This is a genomic window from Gelidibacter sp., assembly GCF_035515035.1.
GTDB lineage: Bacteria > Bacteroidota > Bacteroidia > Flavobacteriales > Flavobacteriaceae > Gelidibacter.
Map to the genome: position 1 here is coordinate 17,781 of NZ_DATJCA010000134.1, position 18,259 is coordinate 36,039.

At 36.5% G+C, this 18,259-nt stretch carries 17 protein-coding genes and 1 pseudogene; 3 read left to right on the top strand and 15 right to left on the bottom strand.

The window, feature by feature from the left end; all coding sequences use genetic code 11:
- Positions 1 to 59 precede the first annotated feature (59 nt).
- Positions 60 to 1,523: an aldehyde dehydrogenase family protein gene (locus VLZ86_RS11160; protein WP_325451320.1), complete on the top strand. Its 1,464-nt coding sequence runs from the start codon at positions 60 to 62 to the stop codon at positions 1,521 to 1,523.
- Between the two features lie 116 nt (positions 1,524 to 1,639).
- Here the strand turns inward: VLZ86_RS11160 and VLZ86_RS11165 are convergent, their stop codons facing one another.
- The 8 genes from VLZ86_RS11165 to VLZ86_RS11200 form a co-directional block, all read right to left on the bottom strand.
- Positions 1,640 to 2,446: an SDR family oxidoreductase gene (locus tag VLZ86_RS11165; protein ID WP_325451322.1), complete on the bottom strand. Its 807-nt coding sequence runs from the start codon at positions 2,444 to 2,446 to the stop codon at positions 1,640 to 1,642.
- 79 nt (positions 2,447 to 2,525) lie between these two features.
- Positions 2,526 to 3,104 (bottom strand): Crp/Fnr family transcriptional regulator, encoded by a 579-nt coding sequence (locus VLZ86_RS11170; protein WP_325451323.1) that lies wholly within the window; start codon positions 3,102 to 3,104, stop codon positions 2,526 to 2,528.
- A 191-nt stretch (positions 3,105 to 3,295) separates the two neighbouring features.
- Positions 3,296 to 3,718, bottom strand: coding sequence for a hypothetical protein (locus VLZ86_RS11175; protein ID WP_325451324.1), 423 nt, complete (start codon positions 3,716 to 3,718; stop codon positions 3,296 to 3,298).
- 4 nt (positions 3,719 to 3,722) lie between these two features.
- Complete coding sequence (locus VLZ86_RS11180; RefSeq protein ID WP_325451325.1) at positions 3,723 to 4,190, bottom strand: hypothetical protein; 468 nt, start codon at positions 4,188 to 4,190, stop codon at positions 3,723 to 3,725.
- A gap of 77 nt (positions 4,191 to 4,267) precedes the next feature.
- Entirely contained in the window at positions 4,268 to 4,498 is a 231-nt protein-coding gene (locus tag VLZ86_RS11185; RefSeq protein ID WP_325451327.1) for a hypothetical protein, read from the bottom strand.
- A complete protein-coding gene (locus VLZ86_RS11190) occupies positions 4,486 to 4,815 on the bottom strand; it encodes a hypothetical protein (RefSeq protein WP_325451329.1) in 330 nt (109 codons plus the stop codon). Before VLZ86_RS11190 ends, VLZ86_RS11185 begins: the two co-directional genes overlap by 13 nt.
- Before the next feature lie 209 nt (positions 4,816 to 5,024).
- The gene (locus VLZ86_RS11195; RefSeq protein WP_325451331.1) at positions 5,025 to 5,357 is read right to left on the bottom strand and encodes a hypothetical protein; all 333 of its coding nucleotides are present in this window, start codon (positions 5,355 to 5,357) and stop codon (positions 5,025 to 5,027) included.
- 400 nt (positions 5,358 to 5,757) lie between these two features.
- A complete protein-coding gene (locus tag VLZ86_RS11200) occupies positions 5,758 to 7,746 on the bottom strand; it encodes a thiol-activated cytolysin family protein (RefSeq protein WP_325451333.1) in 1,989 nt (662 codons plus the stop codon).
- 1,359 nt (positions 7,747 to 9,105) lie between these two features.
- Between VLZ86_RS11200 and VLZ86_RS11205 the strand changes: the two genes are divergently transcribed.
- Positions 9,106 to 9,876 carry an META domain-containing protein gene (locus VLZ86_RS11205; protein WP_325451335.1) on the top strand — a complete coding sequence of 257 codons (771 nt, stop codon included), beginning with the start codon at positions 9,106 to 9,108 and terminating at the stop codon, positions 9,874 to 9,876.
- A gap of 50 nt (positions 9,877 to 9,926) precedes the next feature.
- Entirely contained in the window at positions 9,927 to 10,340 is a 414-nt protein-coding gene (locus VLZ86_RS11210; RefSeq protein ID WP_325451337.1) for a lipocalin family protein, read from the top strand.
- A 368-nt stretch (positions 10,341 to 10,708) separates the two neighbouring features.
- On the opposite strand, the gene VLZ86_RS11215 is transcribed toward VLZ86_RS11210, so the two are convergent.
- The 7 genes and pseudogenes from VLZ86_RS11215 to VLZ86_RS11245 form a co-directional block, all read right to left on the bottom strand.
- Complete coding sequence (locus VLZ86_RS11215; protein ID WP_325451339.1) at positions 10,709 to 11,143, bottom strand: hypothetical protein; 435 nt, start codon at positions 11,141 to 11,143, stop codon at positions 10,709 to 10,711.
- Positions 11,144 to 11,612: 469 nt separating this feature from the next.
- Complete coding sequence (locus VLZ86_RS11220; RefSeq protein ID WP_325451341.1) at positions 11,613 to 12,248, bottom strand: hypothetical protein; 636 nt, start codon at positions 12,246 to 12,248, stop codon at positions 11,613 to 11,615.
- A gap of 2 nt (positions 12,249 to 12,250) precedes the next feature.
- The gene (locus VLZ86_RS11225) at positions 12,251 to 13,804 is read right to left on the bottom strand and encodes an ArnT family glycosyltransferase (protein WP_325451343.1); all 1,554 of its coding nucleotides are present in this window, start codon (positions 13,802 to 13,804) and stop codon (positions 12,251 to 12,253) included.
- Between the two features lie 460 nt (positions 13,805 to 14,264).
- Positions 14,265 to 15,234: pseudogene (locus VLZ86_RS11230) on the bottom strand (APC family permease).
- 296 nt (positions 15,235 to 15,530) lie between these two features.
- Entirely contained in the window at positions 15,531 to 16,301 is a 771-nt protein-coding gene (locus tag VLZ86_RS11235) for a sulfite exporter TauE/SafE family protein (protein ID WP_325451345.1), read from the bottom strand.
- Between the two features lie 9 nt (positions 16,302 to 16,310).
- Complete coding sequence (locus tag VLZ86_RS11240; RefSeq protein WP_325451347.1) at positions 16,311 to 16,685, bottom strand: multicopper oxidase domain-containing protein; 375 nt, start codon at positions 16,683 to 16,685, stop codon at positions 16,311 to 16,313.
- A gap of 435 nt (positions 16,686 to 17,120) precedes the next feature.
- Positions 17,121 to 17,969, bottom strand: coding sequence for an SDR family NAD(P)-dependent oxidoreductase (locus tag VLZ86_RS11245; protein ID WP_325451349.1), 849 nt, complete (start codon positions 17,967 to 17,969; stop codon positions 17,121 to 17,123).
- Positions 17,970 to 18,259 lie beyond the last annotated feature (290 nt).

Below are 18,259 nucleotides of genomic sequence, written 5' to 3' on the forward strand. Positions count from 1 at the left end.
TAAATTCGTAAATAATTTTTAAAATTATTAAGTTGTGGATTCACCAATACGTATTACATATGAAATTAAAATTTGACTATAAAAAAGTCTATGCGCCTTATATTAATGGCGAATATTTAGAAACAGACGATCAAAAAACGATTGATTCCATAAACCCCTATAACAATGAAGTTATAGCTAAAGTACGTTTAGCCAGTCCGGCAAATATCCAGACGGCTTTGGAAAGTGCGGTAGAAGCACAAAAAACTTGGGGCGTAACCACGGCCAAGGAGCGTGAAGCCATCCTTTTAAAAGCGGCTGACATTGCAGAAAGACGTCGTCCTGAACTGGCGAAAGCCTTGATTGACGAAGGTGGAAATGTCTTCGGGAAAGCGATGTACGAAGTGGATTATATTGTTAGTACTTTTAGAATTGCAGCTGGACAAACCCGGCAGATCCGTGGGGAAACCATGCCCGCCGAAGAGCCAAACCGCATCTCCTTCACCTACCGCATGCCTCTAGGAGTGGTTGTGGGGATTGGTCCCTTTAACGCCCCGCTGCTTTTAAATAGTAAAAAACTTGCCCCTGCCATTGCCGCTGGAAATAGTTTTATCCTTAAACCTTCACCGTATACCCCTATTATTGCCTTGCTTTTTGCCGAAATATTCCATGAAGCAGGATTGCCCAAAGGGGTCCTAAGTGTACTTCCTACGGCTGACGAAGATCTTGGGGACACCTTGTTCTCTGATCCGCGCACCAATATGATTACCTTTACAGGATCGGCTAAAGTGGGGAATAAATTACAAGCGCTTGCCGGAAAGTTCCAGAAACGATTTGTTCCGGAACTGGGTGGGAAAAGCCCATTGGTGATTCTTAAGGACGCCGACCTTGACTATGCCGTTCGTTCAGCGGCCTTTGGAATTTTCTTTAACCAAAGCCAGGTCTGTATGGCCAATTCACGAATAATCGTGGAAGACCCAATTTATGACGACTTCATCGAAGCTTTTGTAAAACATGTCAAAACCATTAAAGTAGGCGATCCAAGTAAGGAGGATACCGCAGTGGGTCCACTGATTTCTAAGGATGCCATAAAGACCATTGAGAGTCATATTGAAGATGCCGTCAAAAAAGGCGCCAAACTCCATGTAGGTGGACATGTAAAAGATCAAATGTGGAATCCGTCGGTTTTGTCGGAAGTTACTCCAGACATGAAGGTGTTTGACGATGAGACCTTCGCCCCATTGGTATCGGTGTACCGCGCCAAGGATTATGAAGATGCCCTGGCCATGGCTAATGATACCTACTACGGATTGTCTTCGGGCATTATTACCAATGATCTGCAAAAAGCGTTTGATTTCTCCCTGAGAATTGAAGCGGGTTCCGTCCATATCAACGACAACTCTTTTGATGACGATCCTAATGCACCATTTGGAGGTTTCAAAGGAAGTGGACATGGAAAAGAAAATGGGCAGTACTCCATTGAGGATATGACCCAGTTAAAATGGGTAACCGTGCAATTGGGCGAACGTCCATTGCCTTTCTAAAACTCAATAACAAACCTTAGATCAACCAAAAACCCTCTTTATGAGGGTTTTGTTTTTTTATGGGGTTTATATAATTAAGATTAACAGGGTATCCTCTTTATGCTTTCTAACTGGAACTACTTTTTACGTCCTCTAAAATGTTCCATTGTTTTGTAAATTCCGAGAACATCCCCTGCGAACCAATCAAATACATTAATCGACATGATAGCTTGACCAAAACGGGTAAATCTATAAATATAGCCTGGAATACTAATCATTTTCTTATTCTTCTCTATCGCTTTAATGATGGTGAGCGCCGCTGCTTCAGGTTCCAAGATCGGGATTTTAGATTGGACGCCATCAAACATTCCTGTATTGATATAGTACGGCATTATGGTGGTGACATTTACTTTTTTATCCAATTGCTTCATTTCCAAACGTAAACTATCCGACCAACCGATCAACGACCATTTACTTGCAGCATATACAGACATTTTGGGGTTCGAAACTATGCCGCCGGAGGAAGAAATATTGCAAATATGTCCTGAATTTTGATCCAACATGCCTTGTAAAAACTCATGAGCAATCAGCATAGGTGCATTTGCATTGATCGCTGCGGTGGCTAAAATTTCGTTCGTGGAATGCTCGTGAAAATATTTACCCACAATTATTCCCGCATTATTGATGAGGACATCCACAACACCTATTTCAGCTTTAACTTTTTTAGCGGTATCTTGAATTTGTTCCAGATTGGAAACATCCACTTGGTAACCTACTAGTTCTCCTTTGTTTGAAAATTCAGTTATGGTTTGATCGATACCTTGTTGATTGATATCCCAGATAATAATTTTGGCATGTCGTTCTAATAGCAAACGAACCATGATTTTACCAATTCCAGACGCGCCGCCTGTGATTAATACGACCTTATTATCTAAATTTTTCATCTCTTGATTTTTTATACGTTAAACAAAGTTAAAGGAGAATCCTCTAAAAAACGATAACATATGTTAACACTTTGATTTCCTAATAGGAGTTTTTCAATCTACTGAGGTGCACAGAACTAATAGTTAAGTAAGATGCAATATAATGCTGAGGTATACGCTGTAGAATGTTAGGGAACTTTTGAATAAGCCTGTTGTACCTTTCAAGAGGACTTTGGGTGTAAATGGCCTGAATTTTATCATTAAATATAAAGAAATACTCCTCGGCAAGCAGCCTGCCAAGTTTCTCCCCATTTCTAAGAATTTTATATCCACCATGCAACATATCATACGACATTAAGACAACTGTAGTGTCTTCCAAAGCTTGAATGGAATAGTTTGAGGGCATTTTCTTCAAAAAACTTTCATAATCGGCAGAGAACGTATTTTCAAAGGAGAAATGAAAAGTCTTTTCTTCACCTTCACCATCTACAAAAAAGACTCTTAAAAGGCCTTCGACCACAAAAAAGACATCGCGGCATAGGTGCCCTTGAGCAAGAAGTATCTCCTTTTTTCTAAATGTTTGCACGCTAAATCCTGAAGAATAAGACCTCCATTCTTCCTCGTTTATTTCAATATAATTTGAGATTACTTCCTTAATAGTTTCAAGTTTATGATGCATCTTATAAATTTTGGGATATTCGTGTTCTTATGGCTGCTCACCTCTTAAAACAATCACACAATACAATCCTACCCAGTTTTATAGACCAAGGATAGCAATATACATGTTTAGGGAGATGAGACAGATATGGATTATGAAAAATTATTCTTTCGCTACAGCGCGATCGCGACGTTTGCACAGCAGGTTGGTCATTATTCTTTACAAATCTTACCAGTCATTACCTCTCCCAAGTCGTGGTCATTAAACGTCGATTTAAAATAAAAGCAATTCCCTTCAATCTTTACCATTTCAGTTAAAAAGCCATTGTTTTCATTGATGTACTTCTGATAATCGCTCAATGTCATTTTCGTTCCATCATAGGTGAGCCGAGAAGTGCAGGCATCAAGCCATTCAATTCTTACGAAAGCAGTTTTATTAAAGTCTGGTCCTAACAGATTGGTTGGGTCTTCAACTATTTCAATCTGTTCCGTACCGTTTCTAATAATTTTATAGGAAAGAAGTGTTTCTCCATCTGCCGGAACATAAAACTGTCCCTCCTTAAAATCAACACAGGTTAATTGTTGTGCATAAGAGTTGAGGCTGATCAAAAGAATTAGGAAGCTTAGAATTTTCACAGCTTTAAATCTTTGTTAAGTCCAAAATCTTCTCAAAGTTACTTCGGAGCCGATTTCTTGAAAATACTCCCAGCGAATAATATAAAACCCCCACTAAAACAAAGAAGGAGCCAATAATTAAGAATCGCGTATGTGATCCTGCTGCTATGATGATCATGATGCCAATCACTACAGAAAGAATAGACGCAATGGACAACATGGTATTTGGTCTGATGTTCATTTTTATCAGTGTCCCTTTACCTGATTTTAAGATCTCCCCTTTTATATAAGCCGATTTCCTTTTGAAATTAGGCACATACCAGGATATAACCGACCATTTATCATAGGCGGCAAACTCATGCGGACCAGTAAATGTTCCTACAAATTTTGAAGTCCGCTCGCCAAAAACTTTATTCATCTTCTGTTTTAAGCGATCTTCAGGTAATTCGGAAGAATACTTCACGTTTGTAATATTCATTAAATTTTCAATCATGGATGATTTACTTAGTGATTACAGTACAGAAAGATAGCAAAATTCCAAACATCGACATATAAAATATAACGCTGATTTCAGAACGGATTGGGATTACTGTGATCTGTAAAATATTCTAATGGAGAATTATGAAATTTGTCTGTCTTCCATTGCAATGGATTGTTGATGATATACCGTTGGATGTTTTTTAATACCCGGTCATTTCTGATGATGTGATCGTGAAAACGGGATTGCCATGCGAATTCTGGATTTATTTTACGTGCATTTGTGGTGACCCCAATTTTAAATCCACGAATTACCGATGCCAAATTTTTTGATTGTGGGCCGAATTGGTATTATACCGGTTTTCACCAATCCCAATTATCGCATGAAAATGATTGGGCATAACAATGTATTCATCCATTTCCAAATTCATATCCGGACGCAAATCAAATGTTTTGATCCATTCCGATGTTACAAGGTCACCAATGTCCGATAAATTCATTTTGCCGTTCCTGATGTCCCCAAAATAATGTTCACGATTTTTGGTACAGATGGTTATAAAATACAATCCACTGTTACCATAATCCCACGACTGTAAACGGGCAGACGGTATCCGATATTTGTTTTTGAATTTATCCCCCATATTATTTTCTTATTATCAATTGGAATTTTTTTAAAACAACCTAGGTCAGTAATACCTAAGTCAAGAATTAAGTATCGTGCCGATCACACCAGCAGGACTCCTGTGCAGCGAGCATACTTCCACTTAGAATCCATACGGTTTTAAAGGTTTTTCAGCACAGTACTTTATTGTATATCGTTGCTTTTACACGGTATGGAAATGCTTTTATTTTATTTATATTCCTGAAATCCGTAGGCTTTTATAGCATCTAAATCATTTTTATTAACCTCTAAGATTATCCGCTTGCCGGTTAAACAACCACATCCAAGACAGGCTTCTGGTGTTCCTTTGTCATCAATTTTCAGATTGGAGATAGCAATATTTTCTGACGCGAAGTAGGTGCTTATTTTGTCAGCTAACGCTCTGTTGTCTTCGACAGATTCCCATGGATCACTACAGTACGTTTGATGGTATAGTAAAGTAACAGCTTCTGATACATCGTCATCCGTTGAGCATCCTATAACGGTTAATCCAATAAGTAGAATGAATAGGTGTTTTTTCATGGTGATGTATGTTCTTTAGATTCAAGTGGTATTCATTACCAAGATAGTAAATTTAAGAACATGAGGATAAAATAGCATTGCGCCTCCACATAGATGGCGTTGAGGTTGTAGTGAGGGTGTTTCCCACAAATCAAAATGAATTAGTAAAACGAAGGTAAGTGCAGGTTTGCTAAGCCACATGATTTTTTATTGACTTATGGAGCTATATGTTGTTCTAAAACGGCCAATTTGATACTGACTTTATTAATCATATCCATTGGAACGGCTCTAAATTAACTGAAAAGTAAAAACCCTTCAAGTTTTTAAATCTGAAGGGTTTGTTAATTATTGCACTATTTTTTTATAATTATGAATGGCTTGTAAACTACAACAAGGTGTCAAGTCATTATAATTTATAAGGTTAGTTTACAAGTTCAAAGCGCATCCAAACGAAAGCCTTTTCAAGACTTTCCGGACCTTTATTTCTTGCACGTATAGGTCCTTCCAAGATGATATCGCCATTTTTTCCTACATTTCTGAGCGGTAAAGTGCCGCCATTAAAATGGTCAAATTGTAAACTACTTGATACACCACCATCAAAAAAGCTTTGCCCTTCGTTAATACCTCTAATACCCGTTAAGATAGCTAAGACATCATGAATAGCAACCTTGGTTCGTCGAGGATCGTTGTTGAGAATAATATCCGGATTAGAATATTCCTTGACAAAAGTATCAATTTCAAATTCAGCATTTTGGTCATTGGCTTCTTGATGCGTAATATCAAATATGGCAGAGTTGTCAATATTTGCTGATCGCTCTCCATTAATTTTTGGAGAAACTGTTACGGCAATTTGTCTATCAGAGTTCCCGCAAATAAGTGCCGTGGCATCTGACCATTCATCACCACTGTTACCCCCACCTAGACCGCATTTTTTGTTATCCTTAAATTTTCTAATGTCAACCTCTGATGGGGTGATGACCTTGCCGTTGGCTTTATACCTCACATGCTGTACAATCCCCAAGTCGGCAATTTTATCTCCGTCTTGAGTGGTTCCACTTTGAAGTTGCATCAGGGTGACTTTTAATTTCATCCCGTTTGAGTTGACACAAGTTGGAATGGTTTGAGCATTTTTACTGGTCATTCCCACACGCTTATTATCCAGGTTTTTCATTTCATAACTAATAGGATAGGCTTCAGCTTGAGAAAATTTATACCCAGCTATATAATCGTGTAATGGTTTTCTACCGGTTTCATTCCAATTGGCGGCAATATCCTTAACCACGCTCTGTATGGCTCCACCATAATAAAAGGCCTTGACTGTGGTACTTTTAGATTTTGAGATTTTTTCAAGATTGGACTCAATGGCCGCTTTTTGACCCATATAATTCATGCTCGCACTTCCCTTGGCCCCAAAATCCTCGAGGCTCTTTTCAGTGATAAACATAAAATAACCCTTTCTTCCGTAGTTTACTTTAGAGATATACACATAATTGCTGAGGTCTACCTCTGGGTTGTTTGGGAATACTTTTTGCGGACTCAAGCCATCTACCTCCAAGCTATAAAGCGATTGCTGAAATTCAACAAGATAATAGTGATGAGATTTTGAACTGTTGTTTTCAATACCCAAACTTGCTCCAATATTAGCAAAGACATTTGAATAACGCCCGTTAACCTTAAAATTAAGCTCGTCAAGAGATTCAATCTCTGTATAAGAATACGATATATTAGCGCCATGCACGTGATTTGGATCTTTAGATTGTATATTTCTAATGGCTCTATTGATGGCAGATCGGTTTTTTGGATTGTCAATAACTTCATATTCTCCGGTTGCCGTATTGGAAATCGTAATAGGGCCTCGGTCTATGTTTTCTTCTATTTGATCACTTCCCTGTACAAACTGCACGGCGTTCATGATGATTCCAGGCTTGAGCCAATCTGGTGGTCCGTTTTCAGTAAAATCCTTAAACGTGTCCGTATTCAATTGGGTATTTAAAGTTGTATTCGTACAAAATTTGCCCATCTTTGGTGCCGGAGCCGTCCGGGAAGTAGAATGATCGCCCGACTTAAAGTCTCCATCAATCACCTTAAATTCAGAAGACCAAGTTTTCTTACCCATTGGATTACTTTTAATAACTTTTAGGACTTTAGGATCCAAGGTCATGATTTTACTGTTCCCCAGTTGTTGTGTCGCTGTTGTGGGTTGCGTGGTTTGTGGGAGTTGCTGCATTTGGGGACTAACCAGAATGGGTTGTGAAATAAGTTGGACGGTCGGTTCAGGTTCAGCTGCCTTTTTGGTCTGTTCCGTTTTGGGTGCAGGTTTGCCACGTCTCATGGGCGTTCTTTGCGAAAACCCTTCGGTAGTCAATAATAGGAAGCATAAGGTTCCAAGAAATAATAATGTTTTGTTCATAATAAAATAGTGATTTAGGTTAAAAAAAGTTTATGGAAGTGTGATGAATCTCCCGAAAAGGAAAATCATTAAAATAAAGCGCTTTTTAAAATCTCGGATTTAGGTGTCTTAAAGTAAAGACAGGAATAAGCAGCAGTAGGTTGTTGGGCAGAGTTGGCAATCAGTTCATGGCAATTGTTTTTAAATTTGACTGAATGAACGATAGGACTGAAAGATTTCAATCATGACCATCAAGGCAAACCATAATTAGCTTTAAATCAGTGGATAACTGACCGTACAAGTATAGAACTTAAATTCTATACTATGATTAAAGAATGTATAGATGGCTTGAAATTGATGATATTTGGTAGTAAAACGCTTACAGATGGTCAATTCCAAAAAATTGTAAAAAGGAAAATATGGCAACCCCAACCCATTTTTCGCCGGCCTTTGAGGCCGTGGTTCCTGTACCCATTTAAGGTGAATAGAACGGTTTAATGAATGTAGGATGAGTGTACTTGTGCCGATATGGAACAAACTAAATAAATCCTTAGTTATGGAGAGTATATGTTATTACTCCTTGATGTATTTAGCTTTACAGGGTTCTATACGAGGATAATTAACGATTAATAGGTTCTTGTTTTTTTCAAACGTAAAGTTGTAGGCTGGATTATTACAGCTAGAAAGAGGATTGTTTTTTGCAAAATGTCAGTTTCTACAATTTCAAAATCAATTTTTTTCTGCTATTCTTTTATTGCTTATGTAACTCGTCCCTCGAATTTTCATTTCCTTATCATTCCCATACTTTTCCATGAGGTGCAATAGACCATCCAAATACTGCAGGATTATAAAATAGGTTCTTTGTTTTCCATTCATTATTTTGTCAATTACGAAATAGTAATCAAATAAAGTTCCACCGCGAATTTTGATTAGTCCGTTTTTAGGTTTTAAACAAAGAAAAGTCACCCGAACATGTTTCTTACATACATTTCAAAACACTTGTATAAAGGTGCTTTTATCCTCTAATGCAATAGACACTTTACCACCTATACAGTAACTAATAAAAAATATCCAGGAAAGTGTTAAGCCATTGTGATTATATATATTTATTATAAAAAGTAATAATACTTTTGATTTAAGATGAAATATAGAGGTCCTAAAAATTATTATCATCAGAGCGAGTTTCATAGAGGAATAGCAAGGACCTTTTAAACTGGATTGCAAAAAAATGAGTGATCATCCATGGTTGGCATCAAATTTGCCATTACCAATGGCGTAGAAAGTAGTCAAAGGGTTCAATCGCTTTAACGGTAAAATTACAAGGCTTTCACTTTTAAAATAAATTAATCAAAATTTAAACATTAGGTATAAATAACAATTATGAAGCATATAGCTATTTTAATATTTGCGACTTTTTTAGCAAGTTGTGGATCAACAGGTGAAATTAAAAATACCAAAACAGAAACCATTAATAAAAAATGGGAGTTAAGCGTTTTAAATGAAAATAAGATTAGTAATAATAAACCTATTTATATAGATCTATCCGAAAACGGTATAATCAGTGGTTTCATTGGATGTAATCGCTTAAATGGTACCTACACCATCGAAAATGAAAATCAGATTAAGTTTAGTCAATTTGCCGTAACTCGAATGGCTTGTGAGCAAAGAGAAATGGAATTGGAAAGCCAAATACTCGAACTTTTAAAAACGTCCAATAACTTTACTATCGAAAATGGCGTGCTCAACCTTAATTCTGAGAACAATAAGTCATTAGCCCAATTTATTGAAATGAGCAAAAGTGAAATCGTAAATAAGTACTGGAAACTGGTTACCCTAGATGGTAAGAAGGTCGAAATGGCTCCTAACCAAGAAAGAGAACAATATTTCATTTTAAGAAGTGATAACACATTTTCAGGATTTACAGGATGTAATCAATTTAGTGGGGCATTTGAACTGGTAGAAAACCACAAAATTAGATTTGACGAAAATGTTAGGGCAACCATAAGGGCATGCCTAGATGATAATATAAATGAACAGGATTTTTTAAAAATCTTTACACTGGCTGATAATTACACTATAAATGCGGATACGTTGATTCTTAAAACGGATAAGAAGGCAACATTAGCAGTCTTCCAAGCGGTGTATTTTTAATAAAACCAGTATTCAAAAGTAAAAAGATAATGATAATTAATTTCGAAGTAATGAAAAATTTAGCTGCTAAAACAAAGATAACCCAAATCACATTTTTAATGGTTGGACTACTCTTGTTGGGGGCTTGTAAAAATGACACAAAAACCACAATGGATAACGAGGTGAACTCCAAGGATCAGAAGTCAATAGTTGAAAATGAATTGCTTGTTGGGTCCTGGATAGACGCCTCTGATTCTGCATTGCATTTTACCCTCTTTAATGATGGTACGGCGCGCTCAGACAATATGAAAACCCTTCTCTATAAAAACTGGAAGGTAAAAGGGAATCAAATTACATTTATTGTCGAGAGTATCGGAAACGGAACGTCTTCTGTGGACACGCTTACCTACAATATCGAAAAATTAACTAAAAACAAGCTGATTCTCAAAAAGGACAATTATCTGTCGGAATACACGAAAGAATAAAATACCGTAATGCTCACTAAGTAGTATTTAGCAATGACAAGTTTTTGCTTACTTGTAAACCCTGTGAATCTCTCGGTATAGTGCCTGGTTGCAATTGTCCAAGTCAACTACTCGCCACAGCCATTACGAACAGGTAGAAAATAAAACATTAAAAGCTAATATTGTGAATAAAAAGCACAACACTAGCAAGTATAAAAATTCCGATATAAAATTAAACGGTAGCGGCAGGTAACGTTTAGTGTAAGAATAGTTGCGTGGGTTAAGCACCTAAAATAACAAAAATAGACCGAGCCTGTGGAAATCCCGCAGGAATTTCCAATTAGGCGAGAACCAAGCAATTATTTTTACACGGTGTTGTAGCACGTTTTTTAATATTCATAAATAATTTGTTTACTCCATCCATCAATATTTAATGGTAATTTATTTTGTGTATCAATTTGAATTGCTGTTAAGTCAAAAGAAACGGTTTTTTGAAAAACGGCTTGACATAACTCTTCATTTATTAATTCCATTTTAAGAGTTCTTTGTAATGGGAAAACAGTATAAAAAGAATCTGTACTAAATAAGTTTTCTTGCCACGATTCTGTTCCGCAACCGTTAGAGCTGAAAGTAATTTTTAAACAGTCATCATTTAATTCTACCTCAGATATTACATAATTTGAAGTATTAATTGCATTATAATCGTCTTGTGATATAACTTTGGATATGAAATCACAGTTATTTAGAGTACCAGAATTGTCATCATCTGAAGTGCAACTTAAAGCGAGTATTCCAATAAAAATAATAAGTATATATTTTTTCATAATATATGATTTTTTTCTATTAGATGTGTAAAGTTGTTATTGGTTGCGTTAAATTCTGGCTAACGTTAAATTTACTATAATTTCCTACGTAAAAAATTTACTCGTTAGCTCAAGAAATTAACAGTTTTTTTGTGTGGGGAATGTGCTACAACTTGTATATAGAAGCACCAAAAGTGCTCCTATCAGCCCTCTTTGTGCCAATTAGAGCAACTTTAGTTATTTATATTGCTCCAATTTTCCAACCTCCAATCTACCACCTTTCCCTAAACTTTCCTATAAGTAGAACTACGTATTTTTTAAAAACTATTCTATGGCTGATAGTGGTCGCATAATATTTGTGAGCTCGAGCGGGACGCTCACGCCGGCCGAGGAAGATTTGTTCCACATCAACGATGCCAGGACCGCATTTGTCAAAATTTAATGGAGAAAAGCCTTGTTTTTTGCCTCAGTTCTTTGTTGTAAGCAGTTTTTATTTAGTAATTTCTTTTATTATTCGACCTAAAGCTCCTTTCGTTCCGTCTGTCACCGTTTTGTCGGCAGAAGGAAAATCCCAATAGGAATTTCCCATATGAGTGTTATGTTTTGTGTGCAATAATAAATTTCCATTCGCATCATAATATTGCATTTCCACTTCCGTGTCTTCACTAACTCCAATCGGAATAAACATACTGCTATACTTTACGTTCAAAAATTTTAATTGAGTTAATATCATCCCGTCTAATTGATTTTCAGCACAAAGGTTTTTAATTTCATCTATTTTTACGCTTTCAAATCCGTCAAAATTTTCTACAACAATTTTATCAGACTTTATGTTTTGAGATGCAAGTTGATTTGTCATTGTGCTGTCGTATATTTTAGCACTTCCTTTTACTATTTTGTCCATAATATCCTCATTCGCAACTTGACTAAATCCGATTTTGGTTGGCTTATTGAAATTCGTTTCCGTTCTGTAAAGTGTTTTAGTTCCCATTGCACCACAACTTGTAAGTGCGATTGTTAAAATCAGTAAAACGAATTTTGATGTGTTTCTCATAATTTCTCTTGAATTGCCAACTAATCCGCCTATTTTCTTATGTACAATGTTACCTGCCGTAATTATTTCCATACTTATTCGAAAATCCTTGTCTTAAATTCAGTCCGCAATTCTTCAAAATTTAGTTTTGGTTCTTTACAGATATATATTGTTTGCCACAAATCTTTTTCGTCATCAGCATACGGATTATAAATTTGCTTTACTGCCACAACCGAATTAAAGAAGGATTGAAAAAAATCTATTCCTGCTTCTCCGTTTGAAAACGCTATAATCGTTTTAGGTAATACGCCTTTTTCTGGAGACCAAAGGTAGAAACTGCCGTGGTATGAAATTGCTTTTGGCATTTCGTAATTTTCCCTAAAAAGGTTTACTCCACCTGCTTGACTATAATGTTTGCCCCAAATCAAACAATCCTTTCTTTCGTTCATTGGAAGACTATCATAAACGGATTGAAGGCCATCCATAGTTTTTTCCCATTTTGATTTCGAGTAATACTCTTTGTATTCTATTTCGTAACGATTGTCTTTCTTTTCTATTCCCGCAAATTTTATAAATGTATCCAACGGCAGGACGGCTAACCCAAATGGTATCAACACAATTCCCGACAAAAAGAGAAGAGCCGTTACTGGAAATAAAAGCCATTGGCGTTTTGAGAGAATTCTTTGTTCAAACCAAATGCTCCCAAATATCATCAAGGTTATCATTGCAGGATACATATAGTAAGCTTTGCTTTTGTTCAACGCCAGGAGCATTAAGGAAATGATGATTGTAAATGCAATTGGACGATAATAGGTTGGATTGTTCTTTGTTCTAAACATATAGATGAAACCACCAATCCAAAAAAACATGGTTATTGGATTTAAGGATATGATTATGCTTTCAAGAACTCCCAAAATTGTCAATTTGTCCAATTGGGTTTCATAAAGGCGTGAGAACATATCAAGTACTGGAAATCCGTGCTGGTATTGCCACCAAACATTTGGGGCAATAATTAAAATGAACAAGAGAATATATTTCCAAATGTCTTTTTGCAAAATATCTACTCGTGTCGGCTTGTTCAATAGCAAGCCTATAAGTCCGGCAATAAAGAAAAGAATATCATATTTTGTAAGGAACCCAAAACCAACACAGATGGTTAGATATAGTAAATATTTTTTATCAAAGCTTGTAACATATCTTACCAATTGATAAAAAGAAAATAGCCAAAACAAGTGAATAAATACTACGGGTTGAAAGAGTTGATGGCCTCTACCGAAAGCTGGAGCGGTCAAAATGCAAAGAAGTACAATAAAAACCGCTTTTGATTTACCTCCCAATCTAACGGTTGTAAGTGCGATTAATATTAAAATCAATAATGAAGCAATGTGTGAAAAGATGTGATGTACAAATACGGATTGGGAATGAAATTGATTTTGGATAAAAGCCAACCAACCAATTACAGGTGGAAATTCCATATATCCCAAACTTGGATAGTTTCCCGTTGCTATGTGCAATAATTCGTCCCCTTGAAATCCTGAATTTGAATCAGCAATTAGATGAAGCGTTAATTTTAAAACACAAAAAACAGCTATGATTAAAAATATTTTTCTATTCAGCATATGGTTGGTCAAATGGCAGGTAACGTTCAAGTATAAGCGTAGTGCGAGATTTCTAAGCGATTCACTGCCCGCCCCACTAAACTTTGATAGATGCCAAAATACTGAATTTTAGCGATTCAGCACGCATTACACTTATACATTGTTGTAGGTAGTGCTTTCATTTTCGTCCATGTGTATGGATGCAAGGGCAAGGTTTATAATTCTCGTCTGTCATATATTTTATGAAAGAGAAATCTGACCATAAAACCTATTATGAGTAATCCAATACCTGAAATCATTACATTAAAAGGTAAAGAAACAGACATAGTCAAACATCCTATCAAACCACAAATAGGGATTATTCTGCCATAAATTTGTTCTTTTCGAGGCTGTTTACGTGCTGCAATATTTGTAATACTGTAATAGAGCAAAATAGTAAATGTAGCTGCCCTTACAACAAATTCAAAAGTTCCAAAGATGGTGAGGAGCAAGATTATTAGTCCCGTAACAACTATTCCCAAATGTGGCACCCTATAACGATTGTGTATAGTTTGAAAAACTGGGGCAAGTCGTGTCTTCTGCCCATCGCCAACATCATTCTGCTGACACCTAAAATTTGGCTCAACAATACGCCCAGCATTGCGGTCGAAGCACCTATCGTTATTACGATACTGATTCCAGGAGTAGTCAATGAATTCGCAACCATTTGCAAAGGAGACTTGCTATCTGCCATAGTTTCGGCTCCAATAACACCTATTGCAACTACAGAAACCGCAGCATAAAGAAGTGGACGTGATAATTGTGATGATAATTGCTTTTGGGATTGTTTTTTTAGGTTCAGCTACTTCTTCCGCAAGCGTTGCAATTCTCGCATAACCCGTAAATGCAAAAAACAATAAAGCAGCAGCTTCTGCAATTCCCGAAATGCCAAAAGGTGCAAATGGCTTAAAATTATCAGGATTAACTTTAGGCAAACCACTAAAAACAAAGTATAAGAGTGAAAAAAGAGTTACAGTCACAATCACGAGGTTTAGTATTCCCGCTTTTTTTATGCCAAAACAATTGATGATAGTAAGAAAAACCACCGCAATTACGGAGAGGGTGAGTGGCGAACCTATAGGAACCAATTGATAAAAATAACTACCAAATCCTATAGCTACAACACCACCCGCAGCCAATTTGCTTATTAAGAACATCCAACCCGCAGAAAATCCAAAAACAGGGTTTATTAATTGGTAACCGTATTCATAGGTTCCGCCTGAATCAGGGTATATTGCTGCCAACTGCGCAGCGCTTAAACCATTAAAAGCAGCAATAATACCTGCCACAATAAGCCCTATAAGAAATGCAGGTCCCGAAACGCCGGCTGCAATTCCTGTAACAACAAAGATGCCTGCACCTATTATTGCACCCAATCCTACACCTACAGCGTCTTTTAATGTAAGTGTTCTTAAAAGTCCTTTATCTTCCAAATTCTTCATTTTTTCTTATTTATTATAAACCTATCGAGTGAAAGCTTTCAACTTCTTTTGATCACGTTACCCACCCTGCCTGTTTATAACCACAATGCATTGTCATTTCTGTGGAATTAGGCTCCGAAATTAAATTGGTTGCACCAACGAGGTCGAAAAACTGTTCTTGTGTCATCCTCTTTCTTTTTTTTGATAACTGCGTCTTCCAACATGGCTATATGGGTTGCAGAACTGGCGAATGTAATACAGCCTAACTTGAAGAATAGCTTAGCGATTTCAAGAAGTTTTTTTTGTTCTTCCAAAGATTATAAATTTTTAAGTTGTCCATAAATGAGCAAAACTCCACTAATAACCATTAAGACGATAACAAGTTTTCTGAACGTGCTGCTCTTCATATTTGAAAGGAATTTTTTACCAATAATATTTCCTATGGTAGCACCAAGACCCAAGGCGAGACCGTACACCCATAATTCATTATGCAACAATCCAAAGAATGCATAACTCCCTATTTGCGAAAGCCCCATTAAAAAGGAATTTGCGGTTTTGGTGGCGATAAGGTCTTCTTTATCCAAGCCAAAATTTAGATAAAAAGGATTGAGAACAGGGCCCAACGCACCAATGATAGTACCCAACACCGAAACAATAAGTCCTAATGGTATAAAATACCAAAGGCGCATGGTAAACGATTTTTTCTTTTTACCAAAGCGGTACTGCCAAACCGTACTGATAAGGAAAATACCCACCAAAACCTGTAACCACTCAACCTTAAAATTACTGAACACATAGGCCCCAAGCCAAGCGCCTATAATTGCGGCAGGTGCATAATAAAGACATACGTTCCATTTTATGTGCTTCCAGAATATGATAAGACGTGCAGGGCGACCTAAAAACGTTCCTAAATTCAGAACTGGTGCGGTATTGGTAACGCCAAGCATCCAATTTAACACAGGAATCAATACCAGCGAGCCACCGCCACCCGATACAGTTGATAGGATAAATGCTGCAATACCAAGAATGAATAGTAGGATGACGATACCTAAACTGGCATTTTGAAACAATGTTAAAATAAACTCCATAAACCTTTTTTATTTTTCTTTAGAAGCGTACTCTCCGTTAGATATTTTGTTTTTTGGCTCGATGTAAACAGCACCAACCTGTCTATTGTACTGCCCGGCGTTTAAATTATTGCCTGCTACCAAATGGGTATGGTAAAATCTAAAACCAGATGGTTGGGGTATAAAAACCTCCCTCCGCATTCCATGAGCGGGAATATACGGTGTCCCTTCTTCTGCGGCACCATCAACATCGACGGGCAAAAACTGTCCGTGCCAATGAAACTGTTCAGGTGTCGTATCATTATAGATATCCACAGTAGTCTGCTTTCCTTGTTTGAAGCGCAACAGCGGACCTGGAAACTGACCATTGTAAGTAGTTGTTGAGATTATAATCTCAGAACTCACTTCTACTAAACCTGTTCCAACATGTATAGTGTAATCAGCCTTTTCTTTGTAAACATCTTCATTGGATACAGAAGTGATCTTACGATTATTAATTGTATGCGACCCCTTTCCTTTAGTCAGATAGATGATTTCAAAATAGCTGTTGTGCTTATGTGGAATGTCTTTCGTATATGCTTTCTGAATGGAGCTATTTTAATTCCTTCGGTCTGTCTGGTTTTGTCTTTTATTTCGAGTTCTATTTTCATTTGTTATTCGTCCGTGTGGTGGCTTTGCATTACTTACATTGGTTTGGCTAAACTTCGTTTTAATGCAGTTTAGGTTTTGTTAGAAAGCGTTTCCATTTAAAAGTTATTCCATAAACCAATATGGCATATGTAATGAAACCTTTGCTGTAATGTCTTAAAATAAATGCTGCAAACAGAACCATTAATAGAATCATACAGAACCTGTTGCGGGTATTTTATTCATATATTCTGTTAGTACATCCCAAAGTTTTTGAGCTTCTGACATGTTGTATGAGTATTTGGTTGTTTGTTTCACTTTACGATCAGCATAGTACTCACCACTTTTAAGTTCAGAATTCATTGTTTTGATTAGATGCACATGAGTTTCGGCTCCCTTTTCTTTTGACCTACCGAATAATTTGAAAAATGTTCTTAAAAACCAACTAGCACTGCGTCCTATTTCCGTATTTACCATGCCAGGATGTACGCTGTAGTAGGAGATCCCAGAGTTTGCATTTTGATTTGATAACCATCTTGTAATCATCAATAATCCTAGTTTCGATTGCTGATATGATTTAAATCCTGAGAATTTATCGCTAAATTCAATGTCCTTGAAGTTTATTACTCCTTGGTGTAAACCTGAGGACGTAAATATCACTTTGGATGCTCCATTTTTTGGGATAAGGTCCTTTAATCTAGAATAAATCAATAAAGGAGCAATAAGATTGACTTGCAGTGTCTCTTCAATTTTATCCGTCGACTCAATAAATTCAAAGTTCCAAATTCCAGCATTTAAAATCATTAAGTCTATTGATTTGTCTGACTTGTTTATTTCATAGCAAGTTTCTGATACCATTTTTAAGGACGATAAGTCACAAATTTTAGTGTCAATTTTGATCTTTGGATTAATAGCCGTGAGGTCTTTATATAACTTGTTAAGTTTATCACTTGAGCGACCTAAAACAATAATTGAATAATTCAGTTGAGCAAGATTCTTTGCAATAATGTAGCCAATTCCTGAAGTGGCTCCGGTAATAAGGGCTGTCTTAGTATTGTTCATAGATTTTTGCTAAAAATAGAATAAACTCCCTAGGGAGTTTATTTCCATTATATATTTATAAATTTAACAATTAAAAGCTTTGATCACCTAGTCCTATAAAGAAATTCATACCCGATATAAACAATTCATGTCTATATCGCCTCTTTAGAAGAGGTCGCATAGTCTTTGGTAAATACACAATTTGTGGTGGTAAATACGCTAAACATACATTTGTTGCAGTGAATACATCTTCCCTCCAATTGAGATTTAGTTTTTAGTTTGTTGACTAAATCCGGTTCACGTAACAAGGC